At 70.3% G+C, this 20024-nt stretch carries 16 protein-coding genes; 6 read left to right on the top strand and 10 right to left on the bottom strand.

The genetic code is table 11. The features are described from left to right. The first annotated feature begins 179 nt into the window (after positions 1 to 179). The 3 genes from ACI7BZ_RS01165 to rsmA are packed head-to-tail and all read left to right on the top strand — an operon-like array spanning position 180 to position 3012. A complete protein-coding gene (locus ACI7BZ_RS01165; RefSeq protein ID WP_414115379.1) occupies positions 180 to 1085 on the top strand; it encodes a SurA N-terminal domain-containing protein in 906 nt (301 codons plus the stop codon). Continuing rightward, positions 1085 to 2143 carry a 4-hydroxythreonine-4-phosphate dehydrogenase PdxA gene (gene pdxA / locus ACI7BZ_RS01170; protein ID WP_414115380.1) on the top strand — a complete coding sequence of 353 codons (1059 nt, stop codon included), beginning with the start codon at positions 1085 to 1087 and terminating at the stop codon, positions 2141 to 2143. Before ACI7BZ_RS01165 ends, pdxA begins: the two co-directional genes overlap by 1 nt. Next, complete coding sequence (gene rsmA, locus ACI7BZ_RS01175; protein WP_414115381.1) at positions 2140 to 3012, top strand: 16S rRNA (adenine(1518)-N(6)/adenine(1519)-N(6))-dimethyltransferase RsmA; 873 nt, start codon at positions 2140 to 2142, stop codon at positions 3010 to 3012. The genes pdxA and rsmA overlap by 4 nt, the downstream gene beginning before the upstream one ends. A 27-nt stretch (positions 3013 to 3039) precedes the next feature. Here rsmA and ACI7BZ_RS01180 read toward each other — a convergent pair whose 3' ends face one another. Genes ACI7BZ_RS01180 through ACI7BZ_RS01190 form a run of 3 tightly spaced genes read right to left on the bottom strand, consistent with a single transcriptional unit; the run spans position 3040 to position 5399 of the window. Beyond that, the gene (locus ACI7BZ_RS01180; protein WP_414115382.1) at positions 3040 to 4200 is read right to left on the bottom strand and encodes an NAD(P)/FAD-dependent oxidoreductase; all 1161 of its coding nucleotides are present in this window, start codon (positions 4198 to 4200) and stop codon (positions 3040 to 3042) included. A gap of 5 nt (positions 4201 to 4205) precedes the next feature. After that, positions 4206 to 4832 carry a YeeE/YedE thiosulfate transporter family protein gene (locus ACI7BZ_RS01185; RefSeq protein ID WP_414115383.1) on the bottom strand — a complete coding sequence of 209 codons (627 nt, stop codon included), beginning with the start codon at positions 4830 to 4832 and terminating at the stop codon, positions 4206 to 4208. A 27-nt stretch (positions 4833 to 4859) separates the two neighbouring features. Further along, positions 4860 to 5399 carry a YeeE/YedE thiosulfate transporter family protein gene (locus tag ACI7BZ_RS01190; protein WP_414115384.1) on the bottom strand — a complete coding sequence of 180 codons (540 nt, stop codon included), beginning with the start codon at positions 5397 to 5399 and terminating at the stop codon, positions 4860 to 4862. Between the two features lie 196 nt (positions 5400 to 5595). Between ACI7BZ_RS01190 and ACI7BZ_RS01195 the strand changes: the two genes are divergently transcribed. Further along, positions 5596 to 6126: a methyltransferase family protein gene (locus ACI7BZ_RS01195; RefSeq protein WP_414115385.1), complete on the top strand. Its 531-nt coding sequence runs from the start codon at positions 5596 to 5598 to the stop codon at positions 6124 to 6126. A gap of 120 nt (positions 6127 to 6246) precedes the next feature. Here ACI7BZ_RS01195 and metH read toward each other — a convergent pair whose 3' ends face one another. From metH to ACI7BZ_RS01215, 4 genes are all read right to left on the bottom strand, one after another. Further along, positions 6247 to 9981 carry a methionine synthase gene (gene metH / locus ACI7BZ_RS01200; protein ID WP_414115386.1) on the bottom strand — a complete coding sequence of 1245 codons (3735 nt, stop codon included), beginning with the start codon at positions 9979 to 9981 and terminating at the stop codon, positions 6247 to 6249. Positions 9982 to 10049: 68 nt separating this feature from the next. After that, on the bottom strand, positions 10050 to 10307 hold the full coding sequence (locus ACI7BZ_RS01205) for a hypothetical protein (RefSeq protein ID WP_414115387.1): 258 nt from the start codon (positions 10305 to 10307) through the stop codon (positions 10050 to 10052). A gap of 10 nt (positions 10308 to 10317) precedes the next feature. After that, the gene (gene metF, locus ACI7BZ_RS01210; RefSeq protein WP_414115388.1) at positions 10318 to 11262 is read right to left on the bottom strand and encodes a methylenetetrahydrofolate reductase [NAD(P)H]; all 945 of its coding nucleotides are present in this window, start codon (positions 11260 to 11262) and stop codon (positions 10318 to 10320) included. Beyond that, the gene (locus tag ACI7BZ_RS01215; protein WP_414115389.1) at positions 11262 to 12299 is read right to left on the bottom strand and encodes an ArsR/SmtB family transcription factor; all 1038 of its coding nucleotides are present in this window, start codon (positions 12297 to 12299) and stop codon (positions 11262 to 11264) included. Before ACI7BZ_RS01215 ends, metF begins: the two co-directional genes overlap by 1 nt. Positions 12300 to 12546: 247 nt before the next feature. On the opposite strand from ACI7BZ_RS01215, the gene ACI7BZ_RS01220 reads away from it, so the two are divergent. After that, positions 12547 to 13857, top strand: coding sequence for a L,D-transpeptidase family protein (locus tag ACI7BZ_RS01220; protein ID WP_414115390.1), 1311 nt, complete (start codon positions 12547 to 12549; stop codon positions 13855 to 13857). 89 nt (positions 13858 to 13946) lie between these two features. On the opposite strand, the gene ACI7BZ_RS01225 is transcribed toward ACI7BZ_RS01220, so the two are convergent. Beyond that, positions 13947 to 14633 carry a DUF1345 domain-containing protein gene (locus ACI7BZ_RS01225; protein ID WP_414115391.1) on the bottom strand — a complete coding sequence of 229 codons (687 nt, stop codon included), beginning with the start codon at positions 14631 to 14633 and terminating at the stop codon, positions 13947 to 13949. Positions 14634 to 14798: 165 nt separating this feature from the next. Between ACI7BZ_RS01225 and ACI7BZ_RS01230 the strand changes: the two genes are divergently transcribed. Next, positions 14799 to 15374, top strand: a complete 576-nt coding sequence (locus tag ACI7BZ_RS01230; protein WP_414115392.1) for an HdeD family acid-resistance protein — start codon at positions 14799 to 14801, stop codon at positions 15372 to 15374. Positions 15375 to 15583: 209 nt separating this feature from the next. On the opposite strand, the gene ACI7BZ_RS01235 is transcribed toward ACI7BZ_RS01230, so the two are convergent. After that, positions 15584 to 16750: a cytochrome-c peroxidase gene (locus ACI7BZ_RS01235; protein ID WP_414115393.1), complete on the bottom strand. Its 1167-nt coding sequence runs from the start codon at positions 16748 to 16750 to the stop codon at positions 15584 to 15586. Between the two features lie 137 nt (positions 16751 to 16887). After that, positions 16888 to 19944, bottom strand: a complete 3057-nt coding sequence (locus tag ACI7BZ_RS01240) for an efflux RND transporter permease subunit (protein WP_414119061.1) — start codon at positions 19942 to 19944, stop codon at positions 16888 to 16890. Positions 19945 to 20024 lie beyond the last annotated feature (80 nt).

The following is a 20024-nucleotide window of genomic DNA, read 5'->3' on the forward strand; positions in this document are numbered from 1 at the left end:
GACGTTCCGCCTTCGAACGCGACATGGAGGACGCGGCTTTCGAGCCGGCGGCGACCCGGAGCCGGACCCGACACGCCGGACCCGACAAGCTGGCGCAAGCCTGGTCGGCGCTCCGTCCCAAACCCGGACCGGCGGCCCTGCGGCCCGCACACCGCGTCCCGAGACCTTCGGACAGGACCATGCCCTTTCGACACTTTCCCCTTCTCGCCGCCGCCGCGCTCCTCGCCGTCCTCATGGTCGGCCCGGCCCGCGCCCAGCAGATCGTGGTCATGGTGAACGGCGACCCCATCACCTCCTACGATGTCTCCCAGCGCCAGCGCATGCACGAGCTGATCGAGCGCAAGACCGTGAGCGCCAAGCAGGCGCTCGAGGATCTCATCGAGGAGCGCATCAAGATCCAGCAGGCCATCCGCCTGAAGCTGGACGTGGACAAGAAGGACATCGACCGCATGTATGCCTCGGTGGCCGAGCGGTCCGGGCGCACGCCGGAGCAGCTCTCCGCCGGCTTCAAGCAGTCCGGGCTCGATGACCGCACCTTCAAGTCCAAGCTGATGGCCGATTATGTGTGGGGCCAATATGTGCGCGCCCGCTCCGGCACGGTGACCATCCGCGACGCCGACGTGGTGGCCGCCCTGCAGAAGCGCGGGGAAACCACCATGGTGGCCACCGAATACACCCTCCTGCCCATCGTCTTCGTGGTGCCGCGCAGCTCCGCCAATTATGCCGGGCGCCTCGCCGAGGCCAACGCCCTGCGCGCCCGCTTCACCGATTGCGACGCCGGAACGGAGATGGTGAAGTCCCTGAAGGAAGTGGTGGTGCGCCCCAAGGTGCTGCGCATGTCCTCCGAGATGCCCCCGGCCCTCAAGCAGCTCCTGGACAAGACCGAGATCGGCCGGCTCACCCCGCCGGAGGTGGCCCAGGCCGGCATCGAGACCTTCGCCATGTGCGGCAAGCGCGAGGTGCGCGGCGAAAGCTCCCAGAAGCGCGAGATCAAGGACGAATTGTCCACCAGCCAGTTCAATGCCGAATCGAAGAAGTTCATGGCCGAGCTGAAGCGCCAGTCCCTCATCGAATATCGCCGCTGATGCCCCACGCGGTCCCCCTCGTCCTGTCGCAGGGAGAGCCCGCCGGCATCGGGCCGGACATCGCGCTCCTGGCCTGGCTGCGGCGGCGCGCGGCGCTGCCGGTGCCGGCCTTCCTGGTGGCGGGCGACCCCGACCTGCTGGCCGCCCGGGCCCGCGCCCTCGGCCTTTCGGTGCCCCTCGCCCCGCTGGCGGAAGGCGCGGCGGCGCAGGCGGCGGAGCTGTTCGACACCGCCCTGCCGGTGCTGCCCTGCGGCCCCTCGGCCACCGCCCGCCCCGGCCATCCCGATGCCTCCAGCGCCCCCTGCGTGCTGGCGGGGCTGGAAGCGGCCCTCGCCCTCGTGGCCTCCCGCCGCGCCGCCGCCCTCGTCACCAATCCGCTGGCGAAATCGGTGATGTACCAGGCCGGCTTCCCCTTTCCCGGCCACACGGAATTTCTCGCCGCCCGCGCCGCCGCCCCCGGCGCGCCGCCGCCCCGCCCGGTGATGATGATCTGGTCGCCGCTGCTGGCGGTGGTGCCCGCCACCATCCACATTCCCTATGCCGAGGTGCCGCGCCGCCTCACCGCCGGCCTGCTGGTGGAAACCGGCCGCATCGTGGCACGCGACATGGCCCGGCGCTTCGGCGTGGCCCGCCCGCGCCTCGCCTTCTGCGGCCTCAATCCCCATGCGGGCGAGGACGGCACCCTGGGCGGCGAGGATGAAGCCGTGGTGCGCCCGGCGGTGGCGGCGCTGCGCGCCGAGGGCATCGCCGCCACCGGCCCCCTGCCCGCCGACACCCTGTTCCATCCCGAGGCGCGGGCCGGCTACGACGTGGCGGTGGGCATGTATCACGACCAGGTGCTCATCCCGGCCAAGACGCTGGCCTTCCACGACGGGGTGAACGTGACGCTGGGCCTGCCGTTCGTGCGCACCTCGCCGGACCACGGCACGGCCTTCCCCATCGCCGGCACCGGCCGGGCCGATCCGTCGAGCCTCATGGCCGCCCTGCGGCTCGCCCGCCGCCTGGCCGATGCGGAGGCCGCCGGCGGCGCCCGCCCGCAGGAAGCCGCCACCGCATGAGCGCCCTCGACGACCTGCCGCCCCTGCGCGACGTCATCCGCCGGCACGGCCTTTCGGCGCAGAAGTCGCTGGGGCAGAATTTCCTTTTGGATCTCAACCTCACCGGCCGCATCGCCCGCGCCTCCGGCCCCCTGGAAGGGGTCACGGTGGTGGAGGTGGGCCCCGGCCCCGGCGGCCTCACCCGCGCCCTGCTGGCGCTGGGCACCGGCCGCGTCATCGCCATCGAGCGGGACCGGCGCTGCATGGATGCGCTGGCGGAAGTGGCGGCGCATTATCCCGGCCGGCTGGAGGTGATCGAGGGCGACGCGCTGAAGGTGGACGTGCGGCCGCTGCTGGGCGAGGGCGAAGCGCGGGTGGTGGCGAACCTGCCCTACAACATCGCCACCGTGCTGCTGGTGGGCTGGCTCAGCACCGATCCCTGGCCGCCGTGGTTCTCCTCCCTCACCCTCATGTTCCAGAAGGAAGTGGCCGAGCGCATCGTCGCCGCGCCGGGCTCCAAGGCCTATGGCCGGCTGGCGGTGCTGGCGGGCTGGCGCACCACGGCGCGCATCGCCTTCGACGTGGCGCCCTCCGCCTTCGTGCCGCCGCCCAAGGTGACCTCCTCGGTGGTGCATCTGGTGCCGCGGGCCGCGCCCCTGCCCTGCGCCCTCTCATCCCTGGAGAAGGTGACGGAGGCCGCCTTCGGCCAGCGCCGCAAGATGCTGCGCCAGAGCCTGAAATCCCTTGGGGTGGACACCGCCGCCCTGCTGGCGGGCGCCGGGGTGGAGGAAACCGCCCGCGCCGAGGAGATCGACGTGGCCGGCTTCGTGGCGCTGGCCAACACCTTCGCCGCGCTGAAGGCCGCCCGCCCCGCCCCGGCGACGGCCTGACCGGCCGGCACCGGACCGGCGGCCAGATCACCCGGCGCGGTAGGCCTTCAGGTAGCGGGCCTCGAACATGCGCTTCAGGGCATGGAAGGGCGCAAGGCGGGGCAGCACCACGTTCCGCTTCATGTCGCGGAACACCAGCATGCCCGCATCCAGCGTATCGACGATGCAGATCAGCTCCGGCTTGAACACTGCGTCGGGCCGGCACTCCGCTAGCTCCGCCGCCATGTTGCGCGCGGCAGCCACCGCCTGCAGGTCGGCCTGGTGGGCCTGCTTGGGCATCCAGTCCGGCCCCGGGAAGGAGCCGGCATCCCCCGCCACATACACCCGGTCCAGCCCCGGCACCGCGCAGGTCTGGCTGGCGGCGATGAAGCCGCCGGGGGATTTGGGCAGGCAGCTGGCCTCCAGCCAGGCGGGGCCGGTGAGGCCGGGCATGAACAGGATCAGATCGGCATCGAAGGCGCCGCCCTCGGTCACCACCGCGCCGGGCTCGAAGCGCACCATCTTGTGGCCCAGCTGGGTGCGGATGCCGCGCCGCTCCATCTGCCGCAAAAGCCCGCCCACCGCCTTGGGCCCCAGGCGCTGGCCCGGCTGGCTGGAGGCGTTGAAGAACACGAGGTCGATGCGCTCGCGCCGCTTCTGCCGGCGCAGCAGCGTATCCATGCCGAACAGGAATTCGAACATGGGGCCGCCGCGCACGGCGGAGGGCTCGTTGGGGTTGGCGCCGAAGCCCACCGCCACCGTGCCCTGCTTCAGCGCCGCCAGCCGGTCGCGGATGGCTTCCGCGGCGGCGATGCCCTCGCAGGGGATGATGGCGTTCTCGATGCCCGGCAGCTTGCGGATGTAGCGCCCGCCGGAGGCGATGAGGAGCAGGTCGTTGCCCACCGGCCCGTGCGTGGTCTCCACGATGCGCCCGCCGTCGGTCACCGCCTGAACCTCGGCCTTCACATGGGTGACGCCGTGGCGGGCGAAGAAGCCAGCGAGCGGCACCCTCAAATCGTCGCCCTTGCGGATGCCCGAGGGAATCCAGATGAGGCTGGGCAGGTACACCAGCTCGTCCCGGGGGGAGACGACGGTGATCTCCTCCCGCACCCCCGCCCGCCGCAGCTCGCGGATGGCGGTGAGGGCGGCAAAGCCGGCGCCGAGGATGACGATGCGGCGGTCGGAGGGAGTGGGCCGGGGCGCGGGCATGGCGCTCACTCCGCCGGCTTCAGGCGCGTGCCGGGCACGGCGGACGGCGCCTCGGCGGGGCCGAAATCACCATCCACATCGGCGCCCAGGTCGCGCTGCCACGGGCGCCAGCGCTCCAGCACCACCAGCACCACCACCAGCACCGCCGCCAGGCCCAGGGCCAGCACGGTGTAGGACAGGCCGGTGAGATCCATGAAGGTGAGCTTGCCCGGGCCGCCGGAGAGCAGCCACGGCTTCAGCGCCGGCTCGGCATAGCCGAAGGCCACCGCCCCGGCGATGCCGCCGGCCAGGGTGAAGAGGGCGTCGCGGTAGCCGGCGCCGATCTGCGCCAGGATGGTGCCCGGGCAGGCGCCGGCCAGGGTGATGCCGGCGCCCAGCACCAGCCCGCCCAGCACGTCGGCCGCATAGAAGGTGGCCTTGGGCGCCAGCTTCACCAGGCCGAAGCCGTGCAGCGCCGCCAGCACCACCGCGCCGGTGGCCACGGCGGTGAGGAACACCTTCAGCATGATGAAATTGCGCATCTGCATCTGGCCCACGATCATGCCGGGCTCGAAGACCCGCGCCTTTTCGAGGGCGAAACCGAAGACGATGCCCATGGCAACGCCGGTGAGGATGGCCGAAAGGACGGACATGGCTGTCTCCGTGTGCGTGGGGGCGCGTCAGATGCGGCGCAGGAGAAGGAAGGCGGTGGCGATGCCGCCCACGAACATGAAGGTGACGGCGATGGTGGAGGAAACCGCCATCTGCGCCATGCCCGACAGGCCGTGGCCGGAGGTGCAGCCATCCGCCACCCGGGCGCCGAACAGCATGATGAAGCCGGCGCCGAACGCCACCGCGTAGCGCACCGCCGGGCTGGAGGTGCCCAGCGCCCGGCGCCACACCGGCGAGATGGGCTGGCGGCGGGCGCCGGACAGCCGCATGGAGGCGAAGGCGCCGATGGCGACGCCCACCACCAGCGCCACCTGCCACAGATTCTTGCCGGTGGCGGCCACGTGCTTGGCCACATAGTCGATCTGCATCACCGCCGGATCGAACCAGGCGGCGATGGCGCCGCCCACCGTCACATAAGACGACGAGGCGCCGAGGGCGGTGGAGATGAGCAGGAAGGCGGGCACCTGCAAAAGGCCGATGACGATTCCCGCGGCATAAGGCGACCAGGCCTTGCGGCGAAGGAAACAGGCTCCGGGACTGCAATTCATGGGGCTCTCCCTGGGGCGCGCGGCTTTGGGGCGCGGTGTGGTGTGGCGCGGCTTTCGGTGCGCCATGGCGGCGCCCGGGGGCGCCGGCCAAGGCCGCAAAACATTCAATATTATGAAATTATATTATATGAATGTTTTGGCAAGAGGCACATGCCGCCGCAGGCCGCGTGCTATCCACCGCCCGGGAGACCGCCCCATGACCCCACCCCAAGATCCTGCGCCCCAAGATCCTGCGCCCGACGCCCTCACGCCGAACCGGCTGCCCTGGCCGCCCCTGCTCTATGGCGGGGGGCTCATCGCCGCGCTGGTCCTCGGCGCGCTCGCGCCGTCCTTCTGGCCGGGCCTCCTCGCCGGGCCGGCGGTGCGGGCCGGCGGCGCGCTGGTGGCGGGGCTGGGGATAAGCCTTGACCTGTGGGCGATCGTCACGCTCCACCGCGCCCGCACCAACATCCTGCCCCACCGGCCGGCGGACCGGCTGGTGACCCACGGGCCGTTCGCCCTCACGCGCAATCCCATCTATCTCGGCAACACCCTGTTGCTGCTGGGGCTGGGGCTGGCCCTCGCCAATGGCTGGCTGGTGGCGGCGGCGCCGCTGGCCGCCCTCGCCACCGACCGGCTGGCGGCGCAGCGGGAAGAGCGCCACCTGGCGGCGAAGTTCGGGCCGCAATTTGCCGCCTATGCCGCCCGCGTGCCCCGCTGGATCGGCAGGGCGCGCCCCCTGCCTTAGAGCACGCGCCGATCAGCTTGCAACGCAAGCTGATCGGATCATGCGTTCTCTATCCTTAAGTGAGAGGGCGTTTCACCGATCAAATGGAGTCCATTTGATCGGATCGCGCCCTAGCCAGACCTATTCCGCAGCCTCCACCCGGGCGGGATCGTAATTGAGGATGGGGGCGAGCCAGCGCTCCGCCTCCGCCACGCTCCAGCCCTTGCGGGCCGCATAGTCCTCCACCTGGTCGCGCTCGATGCGGCCGACGCCGAAATAGGCGCTTTCCGGGTGGCCGAAATAAAGCCCGGACACCGCCGCCCCCGGCCACATGGCGAAGCTCTCGGTGAGGTGGATGCCCACCTTGGCCGTGGCGTCGAGCAGGCGGAACACGGTTTCCTTCTCGGTGTGGTCGGGCTGGGCCGGATAGCCCGGCGCGGGGCGGATGCCGCGGTAGCGCTCGGCGATGAGATCGTCGTTGGCCAGCGCCTCGTCGGGCGCATAGCCCCAGAATTGCGTGCGCACCAGATGGTGCAGCCGCTCGGCGAAGGCCTCGGCGAGGCGGTCGCACAGGGCCTTGAGCAGGATGGCGGAATAATCGTCGTTGGCGGCCTTGAAGGCCGCCACCCGCTCCTCCTCGCCCACCCCGGCAGTCACCGCGAAGGCACCCACATAATCGGCGACGCCGGTTTCCAGCGGCGCCACGAAATCGGACAGGGCGAGGTTGAAGCGCCCCTCCCGCTTCGCCAGCTGCTGGCGCAGGGTGTGCAGCGTGGCCAGCGGGTTCTTGCGGGTGTCGTCGCGGAACAACAGGATGTCGTCGCCCACCGCATTGGCCGGCCAGAAGCCGAACACGGCGCGGGCGCTCACCCATTTCTCCGCCACCATCTTGCCCAGCATCGCCTGCGCATCGGCGAACAGGGCGCGGGCGGGGCCGCCCACCACCTTGTCGTCCAGGATGGCGGGGTAGCGCCCGGTCAGCTCCCACGACTGGAAGAAGGGCGTCCAGTCGATGAAGGGCACGAGGTCGGCAAGGTCGTGCTCTTCGATCACCTGCGTGCCCAGGACCGAGGGCCGGGGCGGCGCATAGGCGGAGAAGTCCAGCTTCAGGCCGTTGTCGCGCGCCTTGGCCAGCGGCACCCGCTGCTTGTTGGCGTCGGCGCGCGCATGGGCCTCGGCCAGCTTCACATATTCGGCGCGGATGTCGGCCACATAGGCGCCGCGCGTGTCGGCGTTGAGCAGGCTGGAAACCACGCCCACCGCGCGGCTGGCATCGGTGACGTAGACCGCCTGGCCGCGGGCATAGCGTGGCGAGATCTTCACCGCCGTATGCACCCGCGAGGTGGTGGCGCCGCCGATCAGCAGCGGCACCTCGAAGCCCTCGCGCTCCATCTCGGCGGCCACGTGCACCATCTCGTCCAGCGAAGGGGTGATGAGGCCGGACAGGCCGATCACGTCCACCTTCTCGTCCTTGGCCACCTGGAGGATCTTCGCCGTGGGCACCATGACGCCGAGGTCGATGACCTCGTAATTGTTGCACTGGAGCACCACGCCGACAATGTTCTTGCCGATGTCGTGCACGTCGCCCTTCACGGTGGCCATCAGGACCCTGCCCGCGGCCGAGGCGGAGGTGACGCCCATCTCCTCCTTTTCCTTCTCCATGAAGGGCATGAGATAGGCCACCGCCTGCTTCATCACGCGCGCCGACTTCACCACCTGGGGCAGGAACATCTTGCCGGCGCCGAACAGGTCGCCCACCACGTTCATGCCCGCCATCAGCGGGCCCTCGATGACGTGCAGGGGACGGGCGACGGAGGCGCGCGCCTCCTCGGTGTCGGCCTCCACGAATTCGGTGATGCCGTTGACGAGGGCATGCTCCAGCCGCTTCGCCACCGGCCAGGTGCGCCAGGCGAGGTCCTGTTCCTTCTTCTCCTTGCCGGCGGCGCCCTTGAAGCCCTCGGCAATCTCCAGGAGCCGCTCGGTGGCGTCGGCCCGGCGGTTCAGAACCACATCCTCGCAGGCCTCGCGCAAGCCGGGCTCGATCTCGTCATAGACGGCGAGCTGGCCGGCATTGACGATGCCCATGTCCATGCCCGCCTGGATGGCGTGATAGAGGAACACCGCGTGCATGGCCTCGCGCACCGGCTCGTTGCCGCGGAACGAGAAGGAGAGGTTGGAGACGCCGCCGGAAATATGGGCGTGGGGCAGGTTCGCCCGGATCCAGCGCGTGGCCTCGATGAAGGCGACGCCATAGCCGGAATGCTCCTCGATGCCGGTGGCCACGGCGAACACGTTGGGATCGAAGATGATGTCTTCCGGCGGGAAGCCCAGTTCCTGCGTCAGGATGCGGTAGGCGCGGGCGCAGATCTGGGTCTTGCGCTCGAAGGTGTCGGCCTGTCCCTCCTCGTCGAAGGCCATCACCACCACGGCGGCGCCGTAGGCGCGCACCAGGCGCGCCTTCTCGCGGAAGGCATCCTCCCCCTCCTTCATGGAGATGGAATTGACGATGCCCTTCCCCTGCAGGCGCTTCAGCCCCTGCTCGATGATCTCCCACTTGGATGAGTCCACCATCACCGGCACCTTGGCGATGTCCGGCTCGGCGGCGACGAGGTTGAGGAAGGTGATCATGGCCGCCTCGCTGTCGAGGAGGCCTTCGTCCATGTTGATGTCGATGACCTGGGCGCCGCTCTCCACCTGGTCGCGCGCCACCGCCAGCGCCGCGGGGAAGTCGCCATTGGTGATGAGCTTGCGGAAGCGGGCGGAGCCGGTGACGTTGGTGCGCTCGCCCACGTTCACGAACGGGATTTCCGGCGTCAGCTCGAACGGCTCCAGGCCGGCAAGGCGCAGGCGCGGCTCCAGCTGCGGCACCTGCCGCGGGGCCTTGCCCTTCACCGCCTGCGCGATGGCGCGGATATGGTCCGGCGTGGTGCCGCAGCAGCCGCCCACGATGTTCACGAGGCCGGAGGCGGCGAACTCGCCCACCAGTTCGGCCATGGCCTGCGGGCTCTCGTCATACATGCCGAATTCGTTGGGCAGGCCGGCATTGGGATAGGCACACACCAGCGTGTCCGCCACCCGGCCGATCTCGGCCACGTGCGCGCGCATCTCCTTGGCGCCCAGCGCGCAATTGAGGCCGATGGAGAAGGGCTTGGCATGCCGCAGCGAATACCAGAAGGCGGCCGGCGTCTGGCCGGAGAGAGTGCGGCCGGACAGATCAGTGATGGTGCCGGAGATCATCACCGGCAGGCGGAAACCGCGCGCGGCGAACAGCTGCTCGATGGCGAAGATGGCCGCCTTGGCGTTCAGCGTGTCGAAGATGGTCTCGACGAGGAAGATGTCCGCCCCGCCGTCCATGAGGCCGCGGGCCTGCTCGCCATAGGCGGTGGCCAGCTCGTCGAAGGTCACGGCGCGGAAGCCGGGGTCGTTCACGTCGGGGGAGATGGAGGCGGTGCGGTTGGTGGGGCCGAAGGCGCCGGCGACGAAGCGCGGGCGCCCGTCCTCGGCCTGCGCCAGGTCGGCGGCCTCGCGGGCGAGGCGGGCGCTTTCGAAATTCAGCTCATAGACGATCGCCTCCATGCCGTAGTCGGCCTGGGCGATGGAGGTACCGGAGAAGGTGTTGGTCTCCACCATGTCCGCGCCGGCGCGGAAATATTCCAGGTGGATGGCCCGCACCGCGTCCGGCTGGGTGAGGCTGAGGAGGTCGTTGTTGCCCTTCACGTCCTGCGGCCAGTCCGCGAAACGCGCGCCGCGGTAGCCGGCCTCGTCCAGCTTCAGGGCCTGGATCATGGTGCCCATGGCGCCGTCGAGCACCAGGATGCGCTCGGCGGCGGCCGTGGCGAGGGCAGCGAAGATGTCGTCGGCGCGGGTTTGGGTCATGGCGGGGTGATCTCGGGGCGTGAGCCCCGGAAGGGGCGGGTTGCGGCCTTCGCCGCGGAATTGGCAAATCAGGTGGTGGGCTTGCGGGGCGCAGGCGGCTTCTTGGAGGTGCCCTTCTCCAGGGTGGCGAGGCGCTTCTCGATGGCGTCGAGCCGCTCCTCCACCTCGGCGGCGGCGTAGCGGCCGAGCACGCTCTCCCCATTGATGGCCTGCCGCAGGCTGTCGAGCTTCTTGTCCACCGTGTCGAAACGCTTGTCGTGCCCATCAAGCTTCGCGCCAATCTCGCGAAGCAGGCTCAGCACCGGACTCTGCGGTTCCCCAGCCATCTCTCTCTCCTCAGACCGCCACCGCCTGCGGCACCGCCTCTGGCTTCGGGCGCAGGCCGAGCAGGTGGCAGATGGCGTAGACGAGATCGGCGCGGTTCAAGGTGTAGAAATGGATATCGGTGACGCCGCGATCAACCAGGTCCGTCACCTGCTCGGCCGCCACGGCGGCGGCGATGAGCTTGCGGGTTTCCGGGTCGTCGTCCAGCCCCTCGAAGCGCTTCAGCAGCCAGGCCGGCACGCTCGCCCCGGTGCGGGTGGCGAAGTTGGAGGCCTGCTTGAAGTTCGTCACCGGCAACAGGCCGGGAAGGATGGGAATGTCGATGCCCTTCGCCCGCACCTTGTCCAGATAGCGGAAATACACGTCGTTCTCGAAGAAGAACTGGGTGATGGCGCGGGTGGCGCCGGCATCCACCTTGGCCTTGAGGTAATCAATGTCGGCATCGAGGCTGGCGCTTTCCGGGTGCTTCTCCGGATAGGCCGAGACCGACACTTCGAAATCGCCGATGCGCTTGATGCCGGCCACCAGGTCGGAGGCATAGGCATAGCCCTGCGGGTGGGGCTCGTAGTGCGTGCCCACCCCGCTCACCGGATCGCCGCGCAGGGCCACGATGTGCTTCACGCCCGCCGCCTTGTAGGCGCGCACCACATCGTCGATCTCGTCGCGGCTGGCGGCCACGCAGGTGAGGTGGGCGGCGGGGTGGAGGTCGGTTTCCCTGGCAATTCGCTCCACGGTGGCGTGGGTGCGCTCGCGGGTGGAGCCGCCGGCCCCGTAGGTGACGGAAACGAAGGCGGGGGACAGGGGCGCGAGGCGGGCGATGGAGGCCCACAGGGTCTTTTCCATCTCCGGCGTCTTGGGCGGGAAGAATTCGAACGACACCGACACCGGCGCGCGGCCGGTTTCGCGGCTGGCCCGCAGCGGCACGGCGTCCGGCGTCGCGGGGCTCGGCATGGTCATCACGCAATCTCCCTGTGGGCATGGTCCGGCGCCGTGGCCGAAAGCACGCGCGGGTCGCGCGCAAGCCAGAGCGAAACAGTCAGTCCTTCCGCTGCGCCGCCTTCCGGCGCAAGGGTGGTGTAGGAAACAAGGTCGAGCCCGGCTTCGGCGAGCCAGGCGTCCACGGTGGCGCGGGCAAAGCCCAGATGCCGGTGGGCGTGGCCCTCGCGCAGGAATTCCAGGGCGTGGGGCGCGAAATCCACCACCAGCAGCCGCCCGCCCGGCCGCAGCACCCGGGCCGCCTCCTTCAGCGCCCGGCCGCCATCGTCCAGATAATGCAGCACCTGATGCACGATCACGACATCGAACGAATCACGCGGCGCGGGCACCGCATAGATGTCGCCCTGCCGCAGCAGGCAGTGGCGGATGCCGCAGCGCTCCAGATTGGCGCGCGCCACCCCCAGCATGTCGGGGGACAGGTCAATGCCCATGCCGCGCTCCATGTCGGCGGCGAACACCTCCAGCATCCGCCCGGTGCCGGTGCCGAGGTCCAGCAGCGAGCGGATGGGCGCGCCGGGCACGATGCCGCCGAGCACGATCTGGCGCACCGCCGCTTCCACCGCCGCCTCGGGCACATGGAGCCGGCGAATCTCGTCCCATTCGCGCGCATGGGCGGCGAAATAAGCCTGGGCGGCGGCGGCGCGGGCGGCGCGCACCGCATCGAGCCGGGCGCGGTCGCCGGCCAGCACCGGGTCGTCGCGGTCCAGGAGGTCGAGGAGGCGCGCCGCCACCTGCCCGCCGGGGCCCTCGCTGGCACGGCGGTAGAACACCCAGCTCGCCTCGCGGTGGCGCTCCACCAGGCCGGCATCGGCCAGGAGCTTGAGATGGCGGGAGATGCGCGGCTGCGACTGGCCGAGAATGTCGGTGAGGTCGGACACGGTAAGCTCCGCCTCGCCCAGCACGGCGACAAGCCGCAGGCGCGTATCCTCGCCCGCGGCCTTCAGGCCGTCGAGAAGCGCGGAGAAAGAGAGCAGCGGGGCCGACACCGGATCAGACATAAAGATATGTTTATATCTTTCAGGTGCGACTTTCAAGCCACCCTTCCCGGCCCTCCCGTTCACGATCAGCGGCGCTGCGCCGGCGGTCGTTGCGTCGCCGCATTTGCAGGCCTAGATGCGAGGCAAGGGGCCGCTTGCTGTCGCGTTTTCCAGGCGCCGGCGGTCGGTCCGACCGTCCGGCGTGGCGTGCGAAATTTTCGGCGCCCCGTTTCCAATTTCGTCACGTTTCACGGTTAACAGCACTTACATGACCCTGCGCCACTCGCTTCTCCTCGCCGCCTTCGGGGCATCCGTACTCACCGCGCCGGCCCTCGGCCAGGGCGCCTACGGCACGAGCTACCACCTGCCGGGCCCGCCGGCGGAAGAGGAGGAAACCGGCACGGTGCCGCCCGGCACCGTCGGCGGCTATGGCGAGGCGCCTCCCGGCTATACCGACCCCTACGCCCGCAGCGCCCCGGTGCGCCGCGACCAGGTGGAACGCTCCGACCTTGCCCCGCCCACCGGCGGCGCCGCGCCCTATGGCGCGCCGGCCCAGGCGGCCTATCCGCAGCCCGCCCCCCAGGCCTATCCCCAGCAGGCCTATCCCCAGCCGGGCTATCCCCAGCCCGCCCAGCAGACCTACGGCCGCAGCCCCGAGCCGGCGCCAGCCCAGCCCGGCAGCGCGCCCGCGCCGGTGGCCACCTATGGCCAGCCCGGCTATGGCGCCGCGCCCTATGGCCAGGGCCAGCAGGCCTATGGCACCCCGCCCCAGCCGGCCTATGGCCAGCCGGGCTATGGCGAGCCGCGCCCCGTCTACGGCCAGGACCCGGGCTATGGCGCCCCGCCGCGTGCCGCGGTGGACCAGGACGCCATCTATGCCCGCGCCAACGCCAATCCCAACGTGGTGCCCAATGCCGGCGTGGCCCCGGCCGCGGCCGGCGCGCCGCCCGCCGGCGTCTATGCCACCAATGCCGCCGTGGTTCCCGGCACCACCGAGGCGCCGTCCGGCCCGCGCATCGAGAATGTGGACCCCACCGAGCCGGTGCCCGAGCGCTTCCGCCGCCAGACGGTGGACTATGTGACCACCCAGCCCGCCGGCACCATCGTCATTGATACGCCCAACACCTACCTTTACTACGTGCTGGGCGGCGGCAAGGCCGTGCGCTACGGCCTCGGCGTGGGCCGCGAGGGCTTCACCTGGTCCGGCACCGAGAAGATCACCGCCAAGAAGGAATGGGCCGACTGGCGCCCGCCGTCGGAGATGATCGAGCGCCAGCCCTACCTGCCGCGCTTCATGGCCGGCGGCCCGGGCAACCCGCTGGGCGCCCGCACCATGTATCTGGGTGGCACCATCTACCGCATCCACGGCACCAACGAGCCGCAGACCATCGGCAAGTTCGTCTCCTCCGGCTGCTTCCGCATGCTCAATGCCGACGTGGAAGACCTCTACGATCGCGTGAAGGTGGGCACCAAGGTGGTGATCATGCCGAAGCCGGGCAACGCCCAGGCCAATGCCGCCGGCACGCCCGCGGCGCCGCCCGCCGCCGCCCGCCCGGCCGCGCCCACCGCCCAGCGCTGACGGGCGGCCGGTCGGCCCCATCCGCATCCGACATTTCCGCCGGCCCCGGTCCAACGACCGGGGCCGCTGCATTTGTGCCGGCCCATGGCTCACATCAGCGTCGCCGCCACATTCACGCCCAGGGCGATGATGGTGGCGTTGAAGACGTAGGACGCCACCTGGTGGAGCAGCACGAACCGCCGCAGCCGCGGGGAGTTCACCGTCACGTCCGCGGTCTGCGATGCCGTGCCGAGGTTGAAGGAGAAATACAGGAAGTCCCAGTAGTCCGGCTCGGCCGGGCCGGGAAAGCCCAGCATAGGCCGGGCGTCGGGCTTGTCGTCGTCATAGAATTCGTGTGCGTAGTGGAAGGCGAACACGGAGTGGAAGAACAACCACGACAGCACCAGCGTGCCCCCCGCCAGGGCGATATGGGGCCCGCCATCGTGTGCGGCGCCGGCGGCCTCGATGACGATGGCCACCAGGCTGGTGGCGGTGACCGCCAGGACCACCACCAGCGCCACCCATGCGCCTTCGTCGTCCTGTTCCGCCCGGCGGCGCACCGCCCCGGCATCGCAGCGCAGCACCAGCCGCAGCGCCATCACCAGCCAGGCTGCGGCGGTCACGTCGAAGGCGATCAGGAAGCGCGTGCGCAGCAGCAGCGCCGCAAGCGCCACGAACACCACCGTCCCGGCGGCCAGGGCCAGGAACAGGCGGGGATGCACGCGCACCGCCCCCGCCGCCATGGCCGCGCTGCGCCGCGCGGCCTTCACCAGTTGCACCACCATTCCCGCCCCCATTCCCGCCCCATCCCTGCGCCGTCCTTGCATCCTTGCGTCTCATCGCCTCGCCGCATGCCCACAGCGCCGTTATGCACCGTTGCGTCCTCCTGTATGATCGACGTGGTGAGAGGGACTCACCGCAACCGGCGAGCTTCACATGAACTCGCATCCGGAGACGGTACAATGACCATGCCTGCACCTGCTTCCGCATCTGTCGTTGCCGACAAGCTGCACGCCATCCGCGCCAATTGGGGGTGGTTCGTGGTGCTCGGCATTGCCTTCATCATGCTCGGCTTTGTCGCCCTCGCCCATGTGCTCGCCTCCACCCTGGTCACGGCCCTCTATGTGGGTGCGCTGATTCTGGTGGGCGGCGTGGTGCAGGTCATCCACGCCTTCCGGGTCCAGGGCTGGGGCCGCTTCTTCTACTGGATGCTGGCCGGCCTGCTCTATGTGGTGGCGGGTGGCCTCATCATGTACAACCCGCTGCTCGGCGCGGGCGTGCTGACCCTCATGATCGGCGTGGCGCTGGCGGTGGAAGGCATCTTCCGCATCGTCGCCGGCGTGGGCACGCGCCCCGGCAAGGGCTGGGGCTGGATCGTGGTGTCCGGCCTCGTCACCCTGCTGCTCGGCTTCATCATCATCGCCCGCTGGCCGGTGAACTCGGTCTATATCCTCGGCCTGTTCCTGGGCGTGGACCTCATCGTCAACGGCGTGGGCACGCTGCTGTTCGGCCTCACCCTGCGCGACACCAAGGCCTGAGGCAAAACCGCGGCCTGCACCGCACGGGGCCGCATCTGCCGGGGCGGATCGCCTTGGGCGGTTGCGTGCCGGCAGGCCATCCGTCTCCCTTCAGGAAGGGAGAGGGCGATTCACCGGGCAAATGGAGTCCATTTGCCCGGATCGCGCCCCTTCCTGAGTTTAGAGGGCGATTCACCGGGCAAATGGAGTCCATTTGCCCGGATCGCGCTCTAAGGGGCGAGCAGGGGCTCGTAGCGGCGATCGGTCAGGGTCTTCAGGAAGGCCACCAGGGCGTCGATGCGCCGGTCGTCCAGCGCCGGGCCGGTTTCCAGCTCCTTGAGGGAGAGGGTGCCGGGCACCTCCGGCCGGCCCCATTCCCGCCCGGTCTCGGGGTTCACCTGCCGCTCGGGCGCCGAAGAATTGAACTTGTTGTAGAATAAGATCACCGTCCGCAGATCCTTGAACACCCCGTTGTGCATATAGGGGCCGGTCACCGCCACATTGCGCAGGGTGGGCACGCGGAACTGCCCGTCATGCCGCCGGCCCGTGATGCCGGGGCGCTGCAGCAGGCCGTGGTCCACCGGCGCCTTGAGGCCTGCGTTCGCCGGCACGCCGATATTGTGGAAGCGGTAGTCCGAAAAGGTCTCCCCCGCCCCGCCCGAGGGCGTCAGCTTGTGGCAGAGGTGGCAATTGGTGAACTGGTTGGAGAAGAACAGCACGCGGCCCAGCTCCTCCTGGTCGGTCAGCTTCGCCTCGCCGCGCAGGAAGCGGTCGTATTTCGAATCGAAGGGCGAGACCGCGGCGCTGCGCTCATAGGCGGCAAGGGCCTGGGACAGGGCGTCATAGGCGCCGGCGGTGGTGCCGAACACGCCGGGGCCGAACAGGGCGCGGAAGGCCTCCACATAGGCCGGCTTCTCCTTCAGCCGCGCCACCACGCTGGCCTTGTCCGGCATGGCCATTTCCACCGGGTTGAGAATCGGCTGGCCGGCCTGCGCCTGCAGCGTGTCCGCCCGCCCGTCCAGAAACTGGCCGCCCACGAAGGCGCCGTCCGCCCGCCGCCCGAAGGTGGGGCTTGAGGCCGCATAGGCCACGGTGGGCGCGTTGCGCACCCCCAGGGACGTGCCGTCGTCCCCCACCGACACCGCCCCGCCCGCCCCGCCGGTGCGCGGGTCCACGAAGCCCCGGGCCGGATCGTGGCAGGTGGCGCAGGACTGGGTGCGGTTGCGGGACAGGTCGGCGTCGAAGAACAGGGATTCGCCCAGCGCTTCCAGCCGCTCCCTGCGGGCTGCGGCCTCCGGCGGCCCGGCCAAGGCAGCGCCGGCCATGGCGGCACCGGCGACGAGGAGGGCAAGGGCCACCGCAGCCGCCAGCCCCCCGGCCCCGGCAGCGCGCTTCATCACCGGCCTGCGGCGCCGGCCTCTCCAGATGCGATCCATCCGCAACTTGTCGTCCCGCACGACCCGCGTCGGGATCTGACACGTTGTCCCATGGCCGGAGGCAGAGGGCGCGCGCGGCGCCCGCTGCCCGCGGCGCATCACTCCGCCGGCTGGGGCATGGCGCCGGGGGCCGGCGCGGGGTCCGTCACCTTCACCCGGAACCAGGTGGCGTAAAGCGCCGGAACCACCAGCAGGGTCAGCACAGTGGCCACCAGCAGCCCGCCCATGATGGTGACCGCCATGGGCCCCCAGAAGGCGCTTTCCGCCAGCGGGATCATGCCCAGCACCGCCGCCAGCGCCGTGAGCACCACCGGGCGGGCGCGACGCAGGGTCGCGTCCACGATGGCGCGGTGGGGCGTGTGGCCGTCGCGGATGTCGTGGTCGATCTGGTCCACCAGGATCACGGTGTTGCGCATGATCATGCCGGCCAGGGCGATGAGGCCCAGCAGCGCCACGAAGCCGAACGGCTTGTGGGCGATGAGCAGCGCCGCCGCCGCGCCGATGAGCCCCAGCGGCGCCGTGGCCAGCACCAGGGCGAGCCGGGAGAAGCTCTGCAGCTGGATCATCAGCAGCGTCAGCATGACGATGAGCATCACCGGGAACACCGCCGCCAGGGAGGCATTGGCCTTGGCGCTCTCCTCGATCGAGCCGCCGGTCTCGATGCGGTAGCCGGTGGGCAGCTCCGCCTTGAGGGGAGCGAGCTTCGGCAGCAGGCGGGCGGTCACATCGGGCGGCTGCACGCCGTCCTTCACGTCCGCCCGCACGGTGAGCACCAGGTCGCGGTCGCGCCGCCACAGGATGGGCTCCTCATGGTCATAGGCGATGCGCGCCACCTGCCCCAGCGGTACGGCAAGGCCGTTGCGGGTGGTGACGGTGAGGGCGGAAAGGTGCTCCAGGTCCACCCGCTCCTCCGGCACGGCGCGGGCCACCACGTCGATGAGCAAGGTGCCCTCGCGGTGCTGGGTCACCGTATAGCCGGAGAGCAGGGTCTGCAGCGTCTCGGAGAGGTCGCGCGGCGTGGTGCCCAGCGCCCGGGCGCGATCCTGGTCCACCGCCAGGGTGATGGACTTCACCTTCTCGCCCCAGTTGAGGTGGGGGTCGATGACGGCCGGGTCCTGCGCCATCACCACCCGCACCTTCTCGGCGATCTCGCGCACGGCGAGGGGGTCGGGCCCCACCACGCGGAACTGCACCGGAAAGCCCACCGGCGGGCCGAACACGAAGCGGTCCACGCGCACCCGCGCTTCGGACAGGGCGCCCTGCGCCAGGGCCGCGTCCAGCCGGGCCTTCAGCCGCTCGCGCGCCTCCACGTCCTTGGTCACGATCACCATCTGGGCGAAGTTCGGGTTGGGCAGCACCGGGTTCAGGCCCAGCCAGAAGCGCGGCGCGCCGCGGCCCACATAGGTGATGGCGTTCACCACGTCCGGGTCGGCGCCCACCAGCGCCTCGGCCTTCTTCGCCGTGGCCTCGGTGACGGTGACGGAGGTGCCTTCCGGCAGCCGCATCTCCAGGAACAGCTCGGTGCGGGTGGAGGTGGGAAAGAACTGCTGCTGCACGAAGCCGAAGGCCACCACCGATCCGGCGAACAGGGCCAGAGTGGCGGCGATCACCGTGAGGCGGTGGCGCAGGCACCATTCCAGCACCGTGCGCAGGGCGCGGTAGGCCCGCCCGTCGTGCATCTCGTGGGCGTGCCCCTTCTTCATGTCCGGCAGCAGCACCGTGCCCAGATAGGGGGTGAAGATGACCGCCACGAACCAGGAGGCAATGAGCGCGATGCCCACCACCCAGAATATGCCGCCGGCATATTCGCCCGAGGAGGAGCGCGCGAAGCCCACCGGCAGGAAGCCGGCGGCGGTCACCAGCGTGCCGGTGAGCATGGGGAAGGCGGTGGAGGTCCAGGCGAAGGTGGCCGCCTGGGTCCGGCTCCAGCCCTCCTCCATCTTCACCACCATCATTTCGATGGCGATGATGGCGTCGTCCACCAGCAGGCCGAGGGCGATGATGAGGGCGCCGAGCGTGATGCGGTGCAGGTCCATGCCGGAGGCGAACATCACCAGGAAGACGATGGCCAGCACCAGGGGCACCGAGAGCGCCACCACGATGCCGGTGCGAAAGCCCAGCGAGAGGAAGCTCACCACCAGCACGATCACCAGCGCCTCGGCGAAGGTCTTCAGGAACTCGCCCACCGATTCGGCGACGATGTGCGGCTGGTCCGCCACCTGCACCACGTCGATGCCCACCGGCAGCTCGCTTACGGCCTCGTCCATGGCCACCTTCAGCGCCTTGCCGAGGGTGAGGATGTTGGCGCCCTGCTCCATGGACACGCCGATGCCCACGGCCGGGCGCCCGTGCTGGCGCACGATGTAGGAGGGCGGGTCCTCATAGCCGCGCTTCACGGTGGCGATGTCGCCGAGGCGCATGAGCTGGCCGTTGACCGCCACCGGCACCTCGGCGATGGCCTCCACCCCGGTGAAGGCGCCGGTGAGGCGCAGGTTGATGCGGTCGGAGCGGGTATCCACCGCCCCGCCGGCCACCACCGCATTCTGCCGGGCCACGCTGTCGAAGATCTGGGCCGGGGTGATGCCGAGGGTGGCGAGGCGGGCGTGGGAGAATTCGATATAGATGCGCTCTGGCCGCTCGCCGATGAGGTCCACCTTCTCCACCTTGGGCACGCGGCGCAGGCGCTGGCGGATGAGCTCCGCCTGCCGCTTCAGCTCGGCCGGGCCGACCCCCTCCCCGCTCAGCATGTAGAGGGCGGAATAGACGTCGCCATATTCGTCGTCGAAGCCCGGGCCCACCACCCCCTGGGGCAGCTCGGCGCGCATGTCGGAGACCTTCTTGCGCACCTGGTACCACAGGTCCTTCACCTCCCGGGCGGGGGTGGAATCGGCCAGGATCACCTGCACGAAGGAGACGCCGGGGCGCGAATAGCTCTCGATGCGGTCGAGACGCGGCAGGGACTGCAGCTTCTTCTCGATGGGATCGGCCACCTGGGCCTGCATCTGGGAGGCCGTGGCGCCGGGCCAGGCGACCTGCACCACCATCACCTTGATGGTGAAGGAGGGGTCCTCCGCGCGGCCGAGGTTGAAGTAGGAATAGGTTCCCGCCGCCGCCAGCAGCAGGATGGCGAACAAGGTGAGGGCGCGGTGGGTGATGGCCCAGCGCGAGAGATTGAAGCCGCCGAGGGGGCCGGCGGGCGGCGCCGCATCGGCGGGGCCGGGGGCGCCGGCGGGGG

The sequence above is a fragment of the Xanthobacter sp. AM11 genome (assembly GCF_047444035.1).
In the GTDB taxonomy this organism is placed as follows: domain Bacteria; phylum Pseudomonadota; class Alphaproteobacteria; order Rhizobiales; family Xanthobacteraceae; genus Xanthobacter.